Here is an 18,169-nt window from a genome sequence, read left to right as displayed (position 1 = left end):
TGGCGCTGCGCCCAAAATGGGTGCCGTGATCCTCGAAATCGAAGAACATCGCGCTCGGCAGCGTCAGGTGACTGCCTTCGAGCGGGAGCAAACGGGCTTTTTCTGGATCGCTGATGCCGATGGTGGTGTTCGAAGTGCCAAAGTCTATGCCGCAACAGGCCGCAACCATGCTCGTCTTGCTCGTGTCAGTCCGGGGCGACGGCTTACCCGCTTGGCGGCGTCGTGTCACCCCGGAATGACGGCCCCGTTGTGCGGCCTGCCGCCGATCATCACCCGGATTTCTAAGCATCTCCACCGCAGGCGAGGCACGTCGACGGCCTGATCAACATCAACATTGGCATGACGGCGGTGCCGATGATTGTTGCAGGTCTTGAGCTCATCGCCTTTTCCGGAAGCTGGCGCGAGAGACGCGGAGATAAGCGTCGCAACGGTTTGGCGTCTCGCGTGACGACGGACCTCGCGAATCACGCAGCGCACTTTGCAACCGAACCGGGCAAACACACATCGTTTGCGCGCAAATGTCCTCTCGACGGTCACATTGTTCTGGTCGTTCAGGTTGTGTAGATATATTTTCACTACCAATAAACAGCAGCCAGATCTTTGAACGGTGCTTTTTTTGTCCTGTCTGCCACCGAATACTTCCGCCTCGAGAGGTTTTGAGTCATTCTAATTAAACGTCAGGTGATGCGCACCCTGCAGCGGACGCGTCAGACCAGCTTCGCAGCGGCGAAGGCCGAGCGAGGAAGATTCGACGGACGCTTCTGCAGGGCGGTATCACGGACTGCGCGAGTACGTGTGGGGTGCTGTGCGTATGAGTAACGGAGTAGCCGACTTCCATTCTCGCCGAATGGAAGCGGGTCAGATGTTTGACGCGCGGGCCTGGCGGGAGGCCCAGCACGATCCGGCGATACGTCGCAAGCATGCGACGACAGGTATACAGATCGGTTGTCCGCCGCTTGCGGCCGGCATCGGCGCGTTCCTCGGTTGTTTCGCGACGTTGCATCTGAGCGCTTCCGGCGTACCTCCAGCGATTGCGTCTGCAACGGTCACGATCCTCTTGTGCGCGTCCCTGATATTGACGGGGTGGGCGGAGCTGGTGCCGAGCGCATTCTTTCCCGCGGCCTATGGCGGCAGCTTTGGCGGCATGACGCCGGTTGCGGCCTTGAGCCAGAGCGTGGAGCGATCGGGCCTGCCGCTGGGCGCTTCTTTCACGATGCTGTCCATCTCGTGCGGCCTGGTGTTCTGCCTCGCCTGCGCAATGGACATCAGGCTGCGGGGCGGGTTCATGCGCGGCTATGGCGGGCGTCTCGGCGCCCTCGCCGCGGCCGGATCCTTTCTCTTCGTCGGCTTGGCGCCGCTGCTAGGTGTCAATGGCGAGTTGTTTCAGGTCGCGCGCGTCGAGATGTTCGAGAGTGATCTCGCTTCGGTCGCGTTGATCTTCGTTCTTTGCACGACGGGCATTCTTGCGACCCTGCTCGCGCTGCGACATCGGCAAGTCGCGTCCTCCAGGCGCGACGTACGAACTCTCGTCGCTGCAACCGTCGCGCTTGTCGGCCTGATGCTGCTGCAACAGGTGCAGCCGAATGATCCATGTCTGGTCGATGCCTTCTATGCGGGCTGCTTCCTCGGCATGTCGTCGCCCGCGCAGCTGAGGGGTCCGTTGCAGCCGATCTTGGCAGCAGTCATCCTGACGGCCTTGCTGATCGAAAGCTGTGCGATCTTGCCCGGCGTCGGCGGCTCGCTCGGTCTTGTGGCCTTCGTCACAGTGGTCGCAATGGAGGGGCTGAAGCGAATTCTCGCGGTGCCGCCGGGTGCGATGGACCAGGAGGAGCGGGGTCGGGCACCACCCGTGGGCGAGCCGCTCGCGCGTGAGGTGCTTGGCACCGGGTCACTTGGCTCCCAGTCATCTGCGATGCCAACTGGTCGCCATGACATTGCTGGCGGCGTCGCGAGGGGCGTGAGCCGCAGTCTGACCTGGCGCGCGAAAAGCGCGGCGGCCGGCTTGATCATCGTAAGCGCGCTGGTGCCTTGCTATTCGCCGCCGGAGCAAGCGGCGCGGGAGGATACCGGCTCGATCGGCGACGCCAACACGCTGGTTCCGGCGATACGGTGGACATTGGAAGAGGCTGGTCCACCGACGGTGAGCAATGTGCGCTCCGACGCGGCGATCGTTGCCGCACCGGCCGTCGACCTCGTCGTCTCGACATTCAACAACGGCGAGGTAGCGCGAGACCCTGTGCCTGATCGTCGGGCACAAGGCTCCCGCGATGCGCGCGCCGGTGATGTCATGACGACGCGGACGAAACGCGCTCGCCTGGTGGTGGCACCGGGTGAACCAACCGCCGCCCGCAAGCCCAGGAACCATCGATAAGCGCGGGCCTCGGACAACTATCTCCAGGTCCGAACGGGTTTGTACGCGCGCACGTCTGAACGGCAGACGGCTGCGCCAGCCTGCTCATCTCGCGACGAGTGTCAGATCAGGCCAAAAACCCCGAACGATTCCGGTGCCATTGGGGCAGCTAACAATGTCGCGTGGTTAGTTTGCGTTGCCGATGTCAGGCAACGAGGTCGAGAGGCCGGCCTGCCTCGTCGATCAGATGAACGCGTTCGACGTCCACATGCGGCAGCAATGCTCGGATCTCCTCTGCCGGCATCAGGCTGAAGGCCGTTGACAGCGCATCCGCAGCTGTCGCGTTCCGAGATACGGTGGTGAGGCTGCGATAGCGGCCGGCGCATCCGCCCGTGCGAGGGTCGAACAGATGATTGAATCGGCCTGTCGCATCGAACTGGAATCCGTAACCTCCTGACGTAGAGACTGCGCGATCGACGATCGGCAGCGCAGTTTCGGTATGCCCCGCGACGTTCGGATCGGCGATGCCGACTTCCCAGGGGCGCCCGTCCGGACGCGAGCCGATGGCCCGGGTTTCGCCCATGTCAACGAGGCTGTGGCCAACGCCTTGGGATCGCAGCAGATCGACGACCTTGTCGGTCACATAGCCCTGCGCGATGCCGTTCAGAGTCACGGCCATGCCCCGCGGCATCACGATGCGGTCGCGCTCGACGGATAGCCGACGGCTGCCGATGCGAGCGAGTGCGGACTCAATGACCGCCGGTACGGGGCCGGCCGGATCGGGATCATCCTGCGAGAAGTGGCTGGCGTAGAGATCCCAGAGCGGTTGCACCGTGACATCGAACAGTCCGCCGGTCAGTCTGGAGTAGCGCTGCGACGTCGAGAGCAGATCGACCATCTCGGCTGGCGGTCCGATCAGGATGCCGGTCCGGTTCAATTCGACCAGGGCGGACTCCTTCAGATACAGGCTGAACAGCCGCTCCAGCCGGCGCGCTTCCGAGCAAGCCAGCGCAATCAGCCGCTCTGCCTCGCTCCGGTCTTGGTGGTGGATCTCGATGGTGGCGACTGCACCCAGCATCGTGCCGCGCCAGGTGACGGGCGCCGTGTCGGCGCGGACAGGGTGGCCGGAAGGAAGAAGCCCGAGGCCGGCCGCTGCGGCACTGATCCGGACAAAGCGTCGGCGCGAGATCATGCCCATCATCGTGTCCTTCTCATTCGTTCGGTGGGCGCCTGGCGTCGCCGTCGTCGGCGGAAGTGCTCTCCTTGGCACCATCCGAGGACAGGACGTAGTTGCGTGGCACCTGATCGAAGGTGACGATCCGTCCACCGTTTTCGCCAACGAACTTTTCGGCTGCAGCGCGATCCGAGAACGGCACCGCCTCGTCCCCGCCCATCCCGCCCTTGGCACGGCTGCCGATCACGAACAGCGCCTTACGGGCCTCAACCCAATTGTCGGCCCCCGGCTTATCCCAGCTCGGCGCCTTGCCCATGTCGGAGACGTAGATCGCCTGGATGTCCTTCGGCTCATCCGGCAGCATGGTGAAGGCGATGGTGTCGCGCACCGAGGAGAACCAGACCGGCTCGATCAGGCTCGCGGCAAAGATCTGCCCCTTCGGCCCCGGATGCTCGAACAGGTTCATGCCGCAGTAGCGGCCGATGTCCTCTGCGGTCATCCGGTGCGGGGACGGCGGCTCGGCCGCCTGCTTCTCCCAGCAGCCGCCCAAGGTGATCGAGAGCAGCAGAGCGAAGGCGAGGGATCTGCATTTCATAGCTGCCTCCAGGAAAAGGCGAGCGCGGCAAATCCCAGCGGCACGCATGTCCAGAGCACTAAGGTTGCCAGCAGCACTCCGGCCGAGAGCGTCGTGCTCTGCGCGAGCCCGGCCATGCCGGCGAAGGTGCTGACGTTCGCGAAGCCGGTCAGGTTGAACAGGCGGTAGACGTCCGTCGGGTTCAGCAGCAGCAGCGCGTCGAGTGCGGTCGCCGAAATGTTGCGGCCCTGATCCAGCGCCAGCACACCGAGCAGCGCCATGTCGTAGATGAGGACGAGCAGGAGCCACAGGCCGATGCACACGCCGGCCGCCGTGCCGCGGTCGCGCACCAGTGCGCTGACCAGATAGCCGATCGCGACGAATATGGCACCCAGCAGCACGGACGACCCGATCATGGCGGCGAATGCGGTCAGGCTGTCGGCGTCGATGTGGCTTCCTGCGGCGATCAGGGCCGCGGCGGCGATGCCGTAGCCGAGGCAGGTGGCGAAGGCGAGCACCACGAGATGGCCGACGAACTTTCCGAACAACACTTGCCACCGCGCGACCGGGTAGCTCAGCAGCAAAAGCATCGTGCCCCGCTCCATGTCGCCGATGATGGCGTCATGCGAGATCAGGAGTGCGATCAGCGGAATCAGGAAGATGGTCAGGCTCGAGAGGCTGACGATCACGACGTCGAGCGCCCGGACTCCGACTGTTCCCGTGGGGACGCTGCCGAGGAAGGTGAGCGACAGGGCGAGACCCGCGAGCAGCAGGGTCGCGGCGAGCACCCAGCGATTGCGGATGGCCTGGTGGATTTCCTTGGCGGCGATGATCAGCGCATTCATGGCGTCTCCTCCGCCTGTCGCAGAAAATGCGCATAGATTTCGTCCAGCGTCGGTGGGGCGAGATCGATGTCCTCGACCGACGTTCCTGCCGCCGTCACGCGGTGCAGAAGCTCGATCTTGCGCTGCGGCTCCGCGTCGATCTCGATGATGTGGCCGTTGACGCGTCGGAATGCTGCGCCAGCGGGCAGCCACGGCGGCGACTCGGACGGCGCGGGCCCCGATACCTTGAGCCTGATCCTGGTCGGTAAGCGCGCCAGCCGCCGCAACGCGTCGATCGAGCCGTCGGCGACCTTGATGCCGCGATTCATGATGATCACGCGCCCTGCGCGCTCCTCCAGTTCGGTCAGCGCATGCGACGACAGGAGAACGGTGGTGCCGCTGCCGGAAAGGCGCTGGATGAGGTCGTAGAAGGTCTGGCGCAGCTCGGGATCGAGGCCAGTGGTGGGCTCGTCGAGCAGCAGCACCTTCGGATGTCCGATCAGCGCCTGTGCGAGCCCGAGACGCTGGCGCATACCTTTCGAATAGGTGCCGACCCGGCGTCTCGCAGCCGTGCCGAGGCCTACGGCGTCGAGCAGCTCCAGCGCCTTGGCCACCGGCTCCCGCTTCAAGCGAGCGTAGAAGGTCTGGGTCTCGCGTCCGCTCAGGGCGGCATCGAAGGCGACGTTTTCCGGCAGATATCCGAGCGCCCGTCGGCCCGCGAATTGTCCCGCGGCGGGATTGTCGCCGAGCACTTCGATGGAGCCGGCCGTCGGGCGGATCAGGCCGAGCATCAGCTTCATCAGCGTCGTCTTGCCGGCGCCGTTGTGGCCGATCAGGGCCACCAGCTCGCCCTCGCCCAGCTCGAACGAAGCTCCGCGCACGGCCTTGACCGGGCCGTACTCCTTGGTCACATCGGCGACACGTACCGTGCTGGTCATCGCGCCTCCTCGGCCGCGTGGCGCTTCGGCGGCGACATCAGCGGATGGCTGTCGACCACGCCACCCGGCAGTAGCGCGGGAAACTGCGCCTGGGCCCAGCGGATCACCTGGACGGCGGGGCTGTTGATCAGGACTTTCGCCGCAGGAGCCGTCCACAGCACGCGATCGATCAGGTCATTCGGCCGATAGGCGGTGTCGGCGACGCCGTCGCCGTTGAGGTCGAACGCCGGGTTGTCGCTCCAGTAGTTGCCGCGACCGTCTTTAGACCAGTCCAGATGGCGGGTGCCGACATATTTTATCTGGTTGGCATTATTGACGAAGGCGTTGCCGGTGATCTCGTTGCCCTCGGAGCCGGCGGTGAAGTGGACGCCGATCTCGCACCCTTCGAACCAGTTGCGGTGGATCCGGTTCTTGTTGGTGTTGTAGATGAACACGCACTTCTCGGGTCCGATCCGCTGCCCGCGGACGGACGCCAATGACGCGGCCTCTGTTTGTGGCACGCCTTCGTCGGCGGCGCGATTGTCCGACGTCGCCCAGCGTTCGGTGGATTGCATCCCGCCGATCACGCTGTTGCCGGAGATGTCGTCGTAGTTGCTCGCATTGAACAGGATGCCGCGATCGCGGTCATGGTCGGACACATTGTCTCGGACGACCAGATGGTTGGAGAACATGAAGGCATAGCCGATGATGTTTCCTTTGGAGACGTTGTTCGTGATCTCCGCCTCGCCGGTGTACATGTTGTGTACGCCGAAACGGAGGTCGCGGAAGCGGTTGCCGCTAAACGTGTTCTTGCGGCTGGTGATCGCGAAGATGCCGTCCCGGCCATAGCGGAAGTCGTTATCCAGCACCTGGGCGCCCGGAGCGTTCCAGACCGTGATTCCGTTGCCGGTCTCGCTGTTGCGCGCTGAACGAAGTCCGATGACGACGTTGTGACGCGCAACCGCGTCGGGCGCGCCGTGAAGGTACATGCCAAAGAGATTGTCTTCGAGGTGATTGTTTTCCAGCACTGCGCCGCGCGCCGATTGTTCGACGAAGATTCCGGAATCCATCGTCTCGAGAGATCGCCCGGAGCCGCGCACCTCCAGGCCGCGGACGATGGCGCCTGGCGCCGAGACGGTGATGACGCTGCCTTTCCCGGGGCCGGCGATCACGGCACCCGCCGCTCCCGAAAGGGTGATCCGATGGGTGAGGCGCACCGGACCGCGGTAGCCGCCCGCGGCCAGCCAGACCTCGTCGCCGTCGGAGGCGGCATCGAGAACAGGCTGGAGATCTCCGGTCGCCGGCGTGAGCGAAAGCCTCTCTGCCGACGCTGCGCGCGCGCCGGCGCCGGCGGCCAGGACGACCGCCAGCGCCGATATCGTGAGGTGCCGCACGTTTCGCATCGTCACACGTTCTGCGGCGACACGAGCATGCGCCCGCGCATCTCCATGTGCATGGCGTGGCAGAACCAGGTGCAGAAGTACCAATAGACACCCGGCTTGTCGGCGACGAAGGTCACCGACGACGTCTGCTGCGGGCCGATCTCCATGTTGACGCCGTAGTTCACGATGCAGAAGCCGTGCGTCAGGTCCTCCACGTCGTCGATGTTGGTGATGTAGACGGTCACCTCATCGCCTTGCTTGACCTCGAACTTTTCGAGCCCATAGGCCGGTGCGGCGGAGAACATATAGACCCGCACCTTGTTGCCGTCGCGGATGACCTTGGCGTCGCTCTCGAGCGAGACGCCGTCCGCCTTGGCCTGCTTGACGGCATCGGCGAAGAACGGATCGTCCCGCTTCCAGACGCTGATGATCTTTCCGTCCAGCTTGGAGCGATGCACGATCACGGCATCATGCGGCTCGGCAAAGCTCGGTCCATCGTGCACCAGCTTCATCTGGTCGCCGGAGATGTCGATCAACTGGTCGTTCTCCGGCTTCAGCGGACCGACGTTGAGGAAGCGGTCCTTCGAGAACTTGTTGAGCGAGATGAGCCATTTCCCGTCAGCTTCCTTGGTCTCGCCCATCGAGGAGTGATTGTGGCCGGGCTGATAGTGGACATCGAGCTTCTGGATGATAGGGTTGACCTTCTCGCCTTTGAACGCGCGCTTGGCCAAGTCGATATTCCACTTGCAGACCTGGCTGTCGAGGAACAGCGTCGTGTAGGCATTGCCCTTGCCGTCGAAGGCGGTGTGCAGCGGGCCCAGGCCGAGCTCCGGCTCAGCAACCACGACGTCCCGTGGCTTGATCTTGTCATCGAATAGATCGTCGAACTTGCGAAGGTCGAAGACGGTCACCGTAGGAGCAAGCTTGCCGTTTGCGACCGCGTGAATGCCGTCGGGCGCGGTGTTGATGCCGTGCGGGCTGTTGGAGACCGGAACGTAGCGCGTATAGGGCGAGCCGTGCCGGCCGTCGATGACGGGGACGCCGTTCATTTGCTTGAAGTCGCCCTTCTTCACCGCCTCTTCGATGCGCTTGATGTTGAAGATGGTCAGCCAGTCCTGTTCGCTTGCCGTCATCTCGGCGAGAGTGACGCCCTTTTCCGAATTGTAACAGGTGGCAAACGCGTATTTGCCCTGGTAGTCGGCATCGACGTTATCGAGATTGCCGTCGACGATCACCTGCCAGGCGACCTTCATGGTGTCGCCGTCCACGGCCGAGAACATCGACCAATACTTGGACTTGTCGTCCAGTACTTTGCCATCGTTCGGAAGCGGGACCTCGTACTCGCCGTTACAGAAGACGTAGCCGGTGCGTGGATATTTCTGCGGCCGCATCCCGTGGATGGTGTACTGGTTCGGCAGCTCGACGATCTTGTCGCACTTCATGATGTCAGTGCGGATGCGGGCGAGGCGCGTGTTCGCCTTGTCGTTGATGAAGATGTAGCGGCCGTCGTAGGTTCCGTCGGTGAACGACATGTGCGGATGATGGCAGTCGCCGTTCTGCCAGACCCCGTTCAGCCGGCCTTTCAGCCGGTCGCGGGTCTCCTGCGTGAGACCCTCGGTGAGAATCTTCAGCGATTCATTGGTCAGTCCCCAGCCTGTGGCGCTGTCGCGGTTGAACACCGGAACGCGCATCAACTCGCGCATCGACGGCATGCCGATGATGCGGACCTCGCCGGTCTGCCCGCTGGAGAAAAAGACGTAGTATTCGTCGAGCTCCCCGGGGGCGACCTCGGTCTTCAGGCTGCCGGCGCGGGCCGGAGTCTTGGGCTGAGCTTGCGCCGCCGCAGGCTCAGGCAGCGCGGCTCTGCCAAGTCCGAGGCCGCCTGCCAATCCGGCTGCGCCAACCGCAGCAGTTCCGACGACCTGACGTCGGCTGACTGTGTTCTTGTCGTCTTCCCGGCCCATGTTGGTCTCCTTGCTGTCATGAGGAAGTGGACGGAGTGGTGCCGGCTCCCGTCGCGACGGGTTTTCCGGCATGCGTGATGACTGTCTTCGGCCCGCCGCCGCCCGCTCGCATCGACGGCGAGGACATGGCGGTAAACTTCTCGCGCTTCAGTCGCACCTGGATCATGTGCGGACAGCGGTGGTCGTCATAATAGAGTTCCTGGCAGTGCATGCAGTAGATGCACTCATTGACGTTGATGTGCCCCTCGGGATGGATCGATTGCACCGGGCACTCTTTGGCGCAGCGCTGGCACGGCGAGCCGCATTCCTGCCAGCGGCGCAGCCATTCGAAGGTCCGCATGCGGCCGGGGATCGCGAGCGCCGCGCCGAGCGGACACAGGTAGCGGCAGAAGAACCGCTCGACGAACAGGCCGATGACGAGCAGCGCGACCGCATACGCCACGAACGGCCAGCTTCGGGCGAACTTCAGGATGATCGCCGTCTTGAACGGTTCGACCTCGGCGAACCGCTCGGCCATGTCGACGGAGTAAAGCGACAGGCCGAACAGCCCGAGGAAGATGATGTACTTCACCGGCCACAGACGCTCATGCAGGCCCCACGGCACGGTGAGCTGCGGTACCTTGAGCCATTTCGCGATCGTGTTGGTCAGTTCCTGCAGCGCGCCGAACGGGCAGAGCCATCCGCAGAACGGACCGCGCCCCCAGAACAGAAGTCCGCCAGCGGTCGCCGCCCAGAGAACGAAGATCAAAGGCGCCGCGAGAAAGAATTCCCAGTGAAAGCCGGTGATCAGCGCGTTGCTGAACGTTACGACGTTGACGACAGAAAGCTGCGCGTTGGCGTACCAGCCAAGCCACACCAGGACGAAAACCAGATAGGCCCGGCGCACCCAGGTGTACAGGACAGGTCGCCGCACCAGCAGGTTTTGGAAGAAGAAGATGCCGGTGAGCGCCGCCAGCATCAGGGCGGTGATCGCGATCGAGACGGTGTTCGAACGCCACATCCGCACCCAGAGCGGTTCGTCTGCCTCGGCCGCGGCTGTCTGCGCGGCCGCAGCGGACGCCGTCGCGGGCGTCGGCGCGTTCTCCGGCACGGTCACCGCACGCTGCTCGCGGCGCATATACTGCTCGGGCAGGACGTAGCTGAGATCGAAGGTCAGGAACGCCTTGTCGCGGCCGCCGAGACTACGCTGAACGAGCAATTGGAGCTGCCACGGCTGCGTCGGGTCCAGCGTGAATTCCGGCGGCGTGACGAACAGGCCGATCTCCTTGAAATCGGGTGCCCCGGCCGCGGCAAGCCCTCCCAACCGGGTGTGATTTCTGTCGCGGAATCGGGTGCTGTTGCCCTCCTGCAGGATCTCGATGCGATCGAAAATGCCACCCCGCACATAGGCCGAGCCCTTGAAGGAGTAGGTCCCGTTGCCGGCGACCACAATGGCCTGTTGCCCCGGCTTCAGAGTGTCCTTGAGCCGCTGATAGCCATCGTCGCCGAGCAAGCTGCGGCCGATGGTCGGCGCCGTGACCAGCGCGACGTAGAGATCGACGAAGGTATCATCGGGGTTGCCCGGCTCGGGATATTGGATCGCTGCGGCGGCGTTGCCGGACTTCGAGAAGGCGTCGTTCACGTCGCCAACGGTGAGATGCAGCCGGCGTACGGAGCCGTCGCCGACGAGGCTCGCCCAGTCGCGGACCTCGCTGCGCGCCAGATCGACGGTCTTGGTGACGGGCGGCAGGGCGGCCGAAGCCGCGCCGGCGCCTCCGCCGCCGATGCGTCCGGAGCGGATCAGCTTCGATGCCGAACGCACGATGCTGTCGCTCATGACCAGCACGGTGACCGTCGCGCCGCTGACGATGTCCACCGTCGGTGGCTGTTCGGCGCCGCTGGCGACCGGCTTCATGTCCTTGCCGATCAGGGAGTTCAGGGCGGCGACGATGCGCGCCTCGGGAATCCCGATCAAAACGATCGGCTCCTTGTGATCCATGAGCCTGATGCCGGTGATGACGCCCTTCGGGTCGATACCGACCAGCATGTGGATCGGCTTGCCGGAGTAGCCGATGGAGTTCGCGAAGTCGGAGTTGAGATAGACGAAGCCCTGGAGCTCATCGCCGTGGTAGACGGGAGCGAGAGGCGGATCGCCCTGCGGCGCGCCAAATCGATCGGCTGAGGCAAAGAAGTCCGTGGGCTGAACTTTGGAAAGAAAACCTGCAAGCTCGCTCGCCGCGCAAGCGGCATGCGTCCCGAACGCCACCATCGCGCCGAGAGCAATGGCCACAAGCAGGTGACAACGGAATCCCCGCAATGCGTCCCAAGGACTCCATGGCATGGAGCACCTCAAACTGGACCTGCGCATCTGTTGAAGATGCACGTTCCGTTTTGATCTGATCTTGGATGGTTGGGCGTCGCCGCTGACGCTCTGTGCCGGATCGACGATCCTGTCAATGTAGTTTGACTCCTGTTCATGACAGTTGTCTAGTCGCAGGAAGGCCCGTCGAGTTTGTTCTGCAACAAACTGCGCTATGCAGGTGCGTCGTGCTGTTGACGAAATCTCTGCTCTTGAAATCCGAGCCGGCAGGAATCTTGCATTCGCTCGACGAGCTATTCGCGCTCGCGCATGCGATGGAACGGGAGGCCGCGACGAGATACGCGGAACTTGCCGAGGACATGCGCCGACAGAAAAAGGATGATCTGGCGGAGGTCTTTACAAGACTCGCCGCAGCAGAGTGCGAACACGTCGATAGCGTCACGCGCTGGTCGCAATCGCGCCGCGGCAAGGATCCGGATCCTGCGGAGGTCCGCTGGCAGGTGCCCGGGACGTTCGATACGGAGACAGCGGCCGAGGTGAAGTCCTCGCGATTGATCACGCCGTACCGCGCGCTGGCGATGGCGGTGCGCAACGAGGAGCGGGCCTTCGCATTCTGGTCCTATCTCGCGGCCTATTCCGAGGACGAGGACATCAAGAAGGCCGCCGAGGCCATGGCGAAGGAGGAGCTCGGGCACGTCGCGACCCTGCGCAAGGAGAGGCGCCGCGCCTATCACCGCGAGCATGCCCCCAAGCTCGGCGATGATCTCGCGACGCCGGTGAAGGTCGATGCGCGCAAGCTCGAACTCCGCCTCGCCGCACAGCTCGCCGACCTCGAGCGTCGTCTCGACGGACCGACAAAGACGCGCACGCGCGAGCTTATCGACCAGACCATGGAGATGGCGGACGAAGCCGGCGATTTCGGGAGCTTTCCCGGCGCGATGCAGCGGAAGGACGCGGTCGATATCGCCGAAGCCTTGGTCGACAGCTATCTCGAAGGCGCGGAGCGTTCGGACAGTGCGGAACGCGTCGAGACGCTGCAGCGGCTCGCCGAAAGGGCGATATCGAGATTGGCCTGGTTGCGCTCGCTGGCCGCGGACTGAACGGCCGCGGCTCGGCGAAGGCGCCTAGGCACTCCCTTCCGAGGACAAGGACATCAACTCGACCAGCATCAAGACCACGGCGAACGGGTCGAATGACGCGGCGAGACGTCCTTCGTTGCGCCGAGCCAGAGCAGTGTCGCGGGACTCATAAGAGTGTCAAATTAACCAGGGCAAGCCAGCATCTTCAGTGCGGGTTGGACACATAAGATTGTCACGTGGGACTCATAAGGCTGTATTCCCGGCCGGTTTGGGACTTATAAGAGTGTAACGGAATCGGCCAGGCCGAAAAGGTGGCTCGCCGAGGTTGTGCGATTAAACAGCGGTTCGGCCCTGCCGGCCGATCTTGCCGGCCAATTTGAGCAACCCCTCGCGAACCGGGTCGAGAGTCGCTTCCTTTCCCCGACCCGCTTCGGCGTTCTCCAAGAGAACGGCGACCACGGTCTTGAGAGAAGACGTCAGCCTCACCGGGAGGATACTCGTCCTCCTGCGGGGTCATGCCGGGAAGCTCGACGTACATCGTCATGGCACCCTCGAGATCGTCTTCGAATTCCGCGGCAAACCTGACGCTCACGTCACGCAGCCCGATCCCAACGACGGTGGTGCCTTCGGCCAGCATCCTACCACCTCGCAGTGGTGTGACGACTTCGAGCGCAATAGGCAGTTTGGCTGTCCGTACATAGCCTGCTCGCTTCGCCTTGCCAGCGGCTTCAGGCTCTGCGATCACCCGGTTGAGGGATTCTCACTGTTGCCACCTTTGTCATCGCTCCGGCAGAGCGACCTCCTTTTCGCCGAACCAGGTTAGATAAAGTGTGGGCAGGAAAACGAGCGTAAGGACCGTCGCAACCAACAAGCCGCCCATGATCGCGAATGCCATGGGTCCCCAGAACACCGTTGGCGCGATTGGGATCATTCCGAGGACAGTCGAGACGGCCGTCAACATGATCGGTCGAAAACGAGAGCTGCTGGCATCAACCGTAGCATCCCACGGCGACTTGCCCAAGGTACGTTCGGCGTCGATCTGACCGATCAGGATGACCGCATTCTTGCTTATCATGCCGATAAGGGCGAGCACGCCGAGAATAGCGACGAAACCCAAGGGTCTGCCGGACAACATTAACGCAGCGACAACGCCGATCAGGCCGAGCGGCGCCACGCTCAGAACCATGAAAAGCTTCGGAAAGCTTTGCAGTTGTACCATGAGGACCGTAAACATGACCAAAAGCATCACGGGCACCACGGCCAGCACAGATGCCTGCGACTTCTGGCTCTCTTCCACAGTCCCTCCGACAGCCACGTGATATGAGGGAGGAAGAGTCTTTCTGAGGTTCTCGATCGCCGGCGACAGCGAAGTAACCACTCCTTCCGGCAACTTGTCACCGGCGATGGCGGCTTGGACCGTCAGGGTCGGAATGCGATCGCGCCGCCAGACGATTGGAAATTCCTGGTCATATTCAAAGAATGCAAACTGGCTGAGAGGAACGGTCCGTCCGCCCGACAATGGCACCTGCAGATTGCGAAGATCGTCCAACGAGTCTCTCTGCTCGTCGGTCGCGCGCGCCACGACATTGACCAGGTAAATGTCGTCGCGGACCTGGGTGACGGGCGTCCCAGATATGACAGCGTTCAGGACGGTCGCGATCGTCTGCGAACTCAGCCCCAGAAGGCGCGCCTCGTCTTGGTCAACGCGAATGCGCACCTGGCGATCGGGTTCCATCCAATCGAAATTCACCTGTTTGGCGTCCGGATTGGTGGCAACGATCTGTCCGACCTTGAGCGCGATGTCGCGCACCCGTTCCACGTCAGGGCCACTGACGCGGTACTGCACAGGCCATCCGACCGGCGGCCCAAGCTCAAGGGGAGATATGAAGGCAACCGCGCCAGGAAACTCCTGCGCCAGCAGCTTGTCGAGTTTGAGATGCAGACGCTCGCGCGCCGCGACATCCGTCGCTATGACGACGACCTGCGTGAAGGAGTCGTTCGGAAGCTGGACATTCAGGGGCAAATAGAAGCGAATCGCGCCGCGGCCGACATAGGTGCTCCAGCGCGCTACATCGGGATCGGCCGAAAGCGCAGTGTCGAGGCGCTTCGCCGCGGTCTGGCTTGCATAAATTGAGGCATTTTGCGGCAGGCTAATGTCGACGAGCAGTTCTGGACGATCCGACGAAGGAAAGAACTGTCGCGGGATCAGTGGCAGCGCAAGAACCGATGCAGCGAAGAGTGCGAGCGAGGCTGCGATCGTCAGCCATTTGGCACGCATCGCGAAGGTTAGGAAGCTTCGGTAGATGCGGAAGATCCTGCCCGGAGCCGCTGTGCTCTTTGGCTTGGGTGGAAGGAGGATGACCGCTCCCAATAGGGGCGTGAAAATGACCGCAACGAACCAGGACACCAGCAGTGCAATCGTGACGACGGCGAAAAGTGAAAACGTGTATTCGCCGGCCGAACTCGCCGCAAAGCCCACCGGTATGAAGCCTGCGATCGTCACCAGTGTGCCCGCGAGCATCGCCATCGCGTGTGTCCGGTATGCGAAACTTGCGGCCTCGAGCTTGCTGGCCCCTTGCGCCAACCGGGTGAGCGTCGCATCAGTTGTCGTCATCGCGTCGTCAACCAGCAAGGCAAGCGCGATGATGAGTGCGCCGAGCGATATTCGTTGCATGTCAATGCGGGCGAGACCCATGATCGGAAAGACAATCGCCAGCGTGAGGGGTATGGCGAGAGCGATGATCAGGCCTGGTCGCACGCCGAGGCTGATGAAGCTCACCACCATGATGATTGCGATCGCCTGTAGCAGCGAGACCATGAATTCGCGGATGGCCTGATCGACCACAACGGGTTGGTCTGCGACCAGATGGGGCTCAATCCCGATCGGCAGATCGGCGGTGATTTGCGCCATCGCTTTCCTGATATTTGCCCCGAGCGCGAGGATGTCCCCGCCGTCGCGCATGGCGATTGCAAGCCCTATTGCCGGCTGGCCATTCACTCGAAACAGCGGCTGGGGTGGGTCGGCACTACCGCGTCGGACCCGGGCGATATCGCTCAGGCGAAGCATCCGCCCGCCAACGGCGAAATTGATGCTGGCAACATCCTGCTCGGATTGGAAGCTGCCCGAAACACGAAGCGAAAGGTTCTCTGAGCCGGTTCTTATCACCCCGGCCGGTCGTATGATGTTCTGTGACTGAAGCGCCGCAATAAGAGCCGAACGATCAATTCCGAGGGTCGCGAGTTCCCTCATGGAGAACTCCACAAAAATCACCTCATCCTGTTCGCCCAAAAGCTCGATCTTCGATACGTCCGGCACGAGAAGCAGCCTTGAGCGGATCTCCTCGACCCGGTCGCGCAGTTCACGCTGGGTGAAGCCGTCGCTGGTAAATCCGTAGATTATGCCGAACGTATCGCCGAATTCGTCATTGAAGCCGGGTCCGACCACACCGGCTGGCAGAGTATGACGCATGTCTCCGATCGTCTTGCGCACGTGATACCAAGTGTCGGCGACCTCCTTCGCGCTAGCACTTCCCTTCAGATTCACAAAGACAGTGGCGACACCTGCCCTCGTGAAGCTGCGCAGGAAGTCGAGATGCGGTGTTTCCTGCAGGTGACGTTCGAGGCGCTCCGTCACCTGTTTCATCGTCTCTTCCACGGATGCGCCCGGCCAGGCGGCTTGCACCACCATGGTCTTGATGATGAAGGCCGGATCTTCGTTGCGTCCTAGCCGGAAATAGGACAGCACGCCGACGGCCACCGCGATGATCATCATGTAGACGACCAAGGGGCGGTGCTTCAGCGCCCACTCAGAAAGATTGACTTCCCTCATGAGTCCGACCCGAGCACGCGCACTTTCTGGCCTGGATGAAGTGACTGAACGCCGGCGGTGACGATGATCTCTCCGGCATCCAGACCCTGCGAGATGATCACCTGCGCCTGATCGAATCGCAGCACATCGACGTTGCGGACGGAAACTGCACTGGTCGATGGATCGACAATCCAAACCGCCGGCTGCCCGTTCATTCGCGTCAACGCCGTCGCCGGTATGTTGATCACCGGCCCGGAACCGGTTTCGACCCGCCCGTTGACTGTCGCGCCAAGCCGCATAGCGCTCGGAGGCTCCGTCAGTCCGACCTTGACTTCGAACGTGCGGGTGACGGGGTCGGCCTGCGCTGCGATCTGGCGAATGCGTCCTTGCGCAGTCACCTTCGAATCCTCAGTCAGGCTGACGGTGACCTGCACATTGGGTGACGCCGATCTGGCCAACTGAGCGGGAACATCGAACACCGCGTCTCGGCCGTCTTGTCGCGCGATTCTTGCGATCATCTGGCCGGCCTGAACAACCTCGCCAGCCGATGGACCTGTGGCGGTAATCTTGCCCGGCGCGTCAGCCTTAACTTCGGTAAAACTAACGAGATCGTGCGCGGTGTTCAGTTGGGCCTCCGCAGCCTCGACTTGCGACTGGGCGGTTTGTCGTGCCTGTGTTGCCACCTCGAAATTGGCGCGCGTGGTCCATCCCTGCGCCAACAGCGTCTCCTGACGCTCGTAGTGATTGCGCGCCTGCGTCAGCTGGCCTTGCGCCGCCGCAAGTGCAGCCTGTGCCTGCCGTAACCCGTTCATCTCGTTCTGCGACTCCAGTCGCGCCAGCAACTGCCCGGGCTCGACCCGATCACCAATCTTGGTGTCGTTCGCCAGCAACCGTCCTGAAATCCGGAAAGCGACGGTCACCTCGTCCTCCGCCTCTATGCGACCGGTGAAGGTCAACGGAGCCAAGGCCTCACGCTTCTCGATCGTCGTCGTCCGGACTGGGCGCGGCGGAGGCTCAGCTTTGGTTTCCGCTTCTCGACCACAGGCGGCTAACGTCAGCGAGCACGCAGCCAGCGCAAACCCGAGTGAGAGAAACTGGTGAGGCGTCGTTCCGGGGGCAGGCATCCAAGGAGCCTTTCGAGTTCCGGTACGTTTGCCGAGAAGGTCAGCCTTTCCGACGTATGGTCATCCCGTGGTCATCCCGGCGTTGCCCGCCGTCATTTTTGCTGAAGGAACCAGCTGCAGAAATCGGTAATTCTACTTGGTGCGACCGGATGCATTCCCGGTCACTAATAGCCGCATTCCAGGGAATCCCTGACGTATGCTCGGGTAATCACCCGATACTTGACGCTCCACCAAGAGCGCACGCTCGTGGTCTTCGAATAGAGCACGCAAAGGAGGTAATGGCTTCGCACCTAGTTGATGTTTCACATGATCGGCATCGCTAATTCGCCAACCTCGCTCGAAGCGGCGGGCATCGGCTTGACGATCTCCAAGTCCGTACTTCGCATGACTGGCAAATGTTCCGGAAGTGCAGCAATGACACTTGAACGAAGCTCCAACTGAATCGATGGACCAGGAGGATTTACAGATGCGAAAGCTTATCGTGATTGCGTTTGGGATCTTGGGAATGCTGTCGATCGTGCCAATAGCTACTCCGGCAAACGCAGCGAACGAATGGTGCTCAAAGCACAAAGGCATGACGCGCTGCGCTTACGCCACCGAGGATCAATGCCGCGCATCAAGGAGCGGACGAGGTGGCACTTGCTTCCGCCGGCAGGCATCCCGCTAGCTGCGCG

The 18,169-nt window shown here is 62.6% G+C and carries 12 protein-coding genes and 1 pseudogene; 3 read left to right on the top strand and 10 right to left on the bottom strand.

The window, feature by feature from the left end; genetic code table 11:
- A pseudogene (locus BRAS3843_RS42110) lies at window positions 1-169 on the bottom strand (Hsp70 family protein); the annotation flags it as partial.
- A 693-nt stretch (window positions 170-862) separates the two neighbouring features.
- On the opposite strand from BRAS3843_RS42110, the gene BRAS3843_RS38835 reads away from it, so the two are divergent.
- Window positions 863-2,371 carry a hypothetical protein gene (locus tag BRAS3843_RS38835; protein WP_008968581.1) on the top strand — a complete coding sequence of 503 codons (1,509 nt, stop codon included), beginning with the start codon at window positions 863-865 and terminating at the stop codon, window positions 2,369-2,371.
- 184 nt (window positions 2,372-2,555) lie between these two features.
- Here the strand turns inward: BRAS3843_RS38835 and BRAS3843_RS09285 are convergent, their stop codons facing one another.
- From BRAS3843_RS09285 to BRAS3843_RS09255, 7 genes are read right to left on the bottom strand one after another with little or no spacing between them, the layout of a single operon-like run.
- Window positions 2,556-3,551: an FAD:protein FMN transferase gene (locus tag BRAS3843_RS09285; RefSeq protein ID WP_008968580.1), complete on the bottom strand. Its 996-nt coding sequence runs from the start codon at window positions 3,549-3,551 to the stop codon at window positions 2,556-2,558.
- Between the two features lie 10 nt (window positions 3,552-3,561).
- Window positions 3,562-4,119, bottom strand: coding sequence for a nitrous oxide reductase accessory protein NosL (locus BRAS3843_RS09280; protein ID WP_008968579.1), 558 nt, complete (start codon window positions 4,117-4,119; stop codon window positions 3,562-3,564).
- Window positions 4,116-4,943 carry an ABC transporter permease subunit gene (locus BRAS3843_RS09275; RefSeq protein WP_008968578.1) on the bottom strand — a complete coding sequence of 276 codons (828 nt, stop codon included), beginning with the start codon at window positions 4,941-4,943 and terminating at the stop codon, window positions 4,116-4,118. The genes BRAS3843_RS09280 and BRAS3843_RS09275 overlap by 4 nt, the downstream gene beginning before the upstream one ends.
- Entirely contained in the window at window positions 4,940-5,860 is a 921-nt protein-coding gene (locus BRAS3843_RS09270) for an ABC transporter ATP-binding protein (protein ID WP_008968577.1), read from the bottom strand. Before BRAS3843_RS09270 ends, BRAS3843_RS09275 begins: the two co-directional genes overlap by 4 nt.
- A complete protein-coding gene (locus BRAS3843_RS09265) occupies window positions 5,857-7,242 on the bottom strand; it encodes a nitrous oxide reductase family maturation protein NosD (RefSeq protein WP_008968576.1) in 1,386 nt (461 codons plus the stop codon). The genes BRAS3843_RS09270 and BRAS3843_RS09265 overlap by 4 nt, the downstream gene beginning before the upstream one ends.
- 2 nt (window positions 7,243-7,244) lie before the next feature.
- Window positions 7,245-9,185: a TAT-dependent nitrous-oxide reductase gene (gene nosZ, locus BRAS3843_RS09260; RefSeq protein WP_008968575.1), complete on the bottom strand. Its 1,941-nt coding sequence runs from the start codon at window positions 9,183-9,185 to the stop codon at window positions 7,245-7,247.
- 16 nt (window positions 9,186-9,201) lie between these two features.
- Complete coding sequence (locus BRAS3843_RS09255; protein ID WP_050886397.1) at window positions 9,202-11,433, bottom strand: NosR/NirI family protein; 2,232 nt, start codon at window positions 11,431-11,433, stop codon at window positions 9,202-9,204.
- 278 nt (window positions 11,434-11,711) lie between these two features.
- Between BRAS3843_RS09255 and BRAS3843_RS09250 the strand changes: the two genes are divergently transcribed.
- Window positions 11,712-12,584 carry a ferritin family protein gene (locus BRAS3843_RS09250; RefSeq protein ID WP_008968573.1) on the top strand — a complete coding sequence of 291 codons (873 nt, stop codon included), beginning with the start codon at window positions 11,712-11,714 and terminating at the stop codon, window positions 12,582-12,584.
- Between the two features lie 757 nt (window positions 12,585-13,341).
- Here BRAS3843_RS09250 and BRAS3843_RS09245 read toward each other — a convergent pair.
- Together BRAS3843_RS09245 and BRAS3843_RS09240 are read right to left on the bottom strand one after the other, a co-directional pair.
- Window positions 13,342-16,392, bottom strand: a complete 3,051-nt coding sequence (locus tag BRAS3843_RS09245; RefSeq protein WP_008968571.1) for an efflux RND transporter permease subunit — start codon at window positions 16,390-16,392, stop codon at window positions 13,342-13,344.
- Entirely contained in the window at window positions 16,389-17,495 is a 1,107-nt protein-coding gene (locus BRAS3843_RS09240) for an efflux RND transporter periplasmic adaptor subunit (RefSeq protein ID WP_035981213.1), read from the bottom strand. The genes BRAS3843_RS09245 and BRAS3843_RS09240 overlap by 4 nt, the downstream gene beginning before the upstream one ends.
- Before the next feature lie 445 nt (window positions 17,496-17,940).
- On the opposite strand from BRAS3843_RS09240, the gene BRAS3843_RS39510 reads away from it, so the two are divergent.
- Window positions 17,941-18,162 carry a DUF3551 domain-containing protein gene (locus BRAS3843_RS39510; protein ID WP_347379569.1) on the top strand — a complete coding sequence of 74 codons (222 nt, stop codon included), beginning with the start codon at window positions 17,941-17,943 and terminating at the stop codon, window positions 18,160-18,162.
- Window positions 18,163-18,169 lie beyond the last annotated feature (7 nt).

The sequence above is a fragment of the Bradyrhizobium sp. STM 3843 genome (assembly GCF_000239815.1).
Lineage (GTDB): Bacteria > Pseudomonadota > Alphaproteobacteria > Rhizobiales > Xanthobacteraceae > Bradyrhizobium.
Note: the sequence above shows the minus strand (reverse complement) of the source record. Positions and strands in the feature narration are given on the sequence as shown.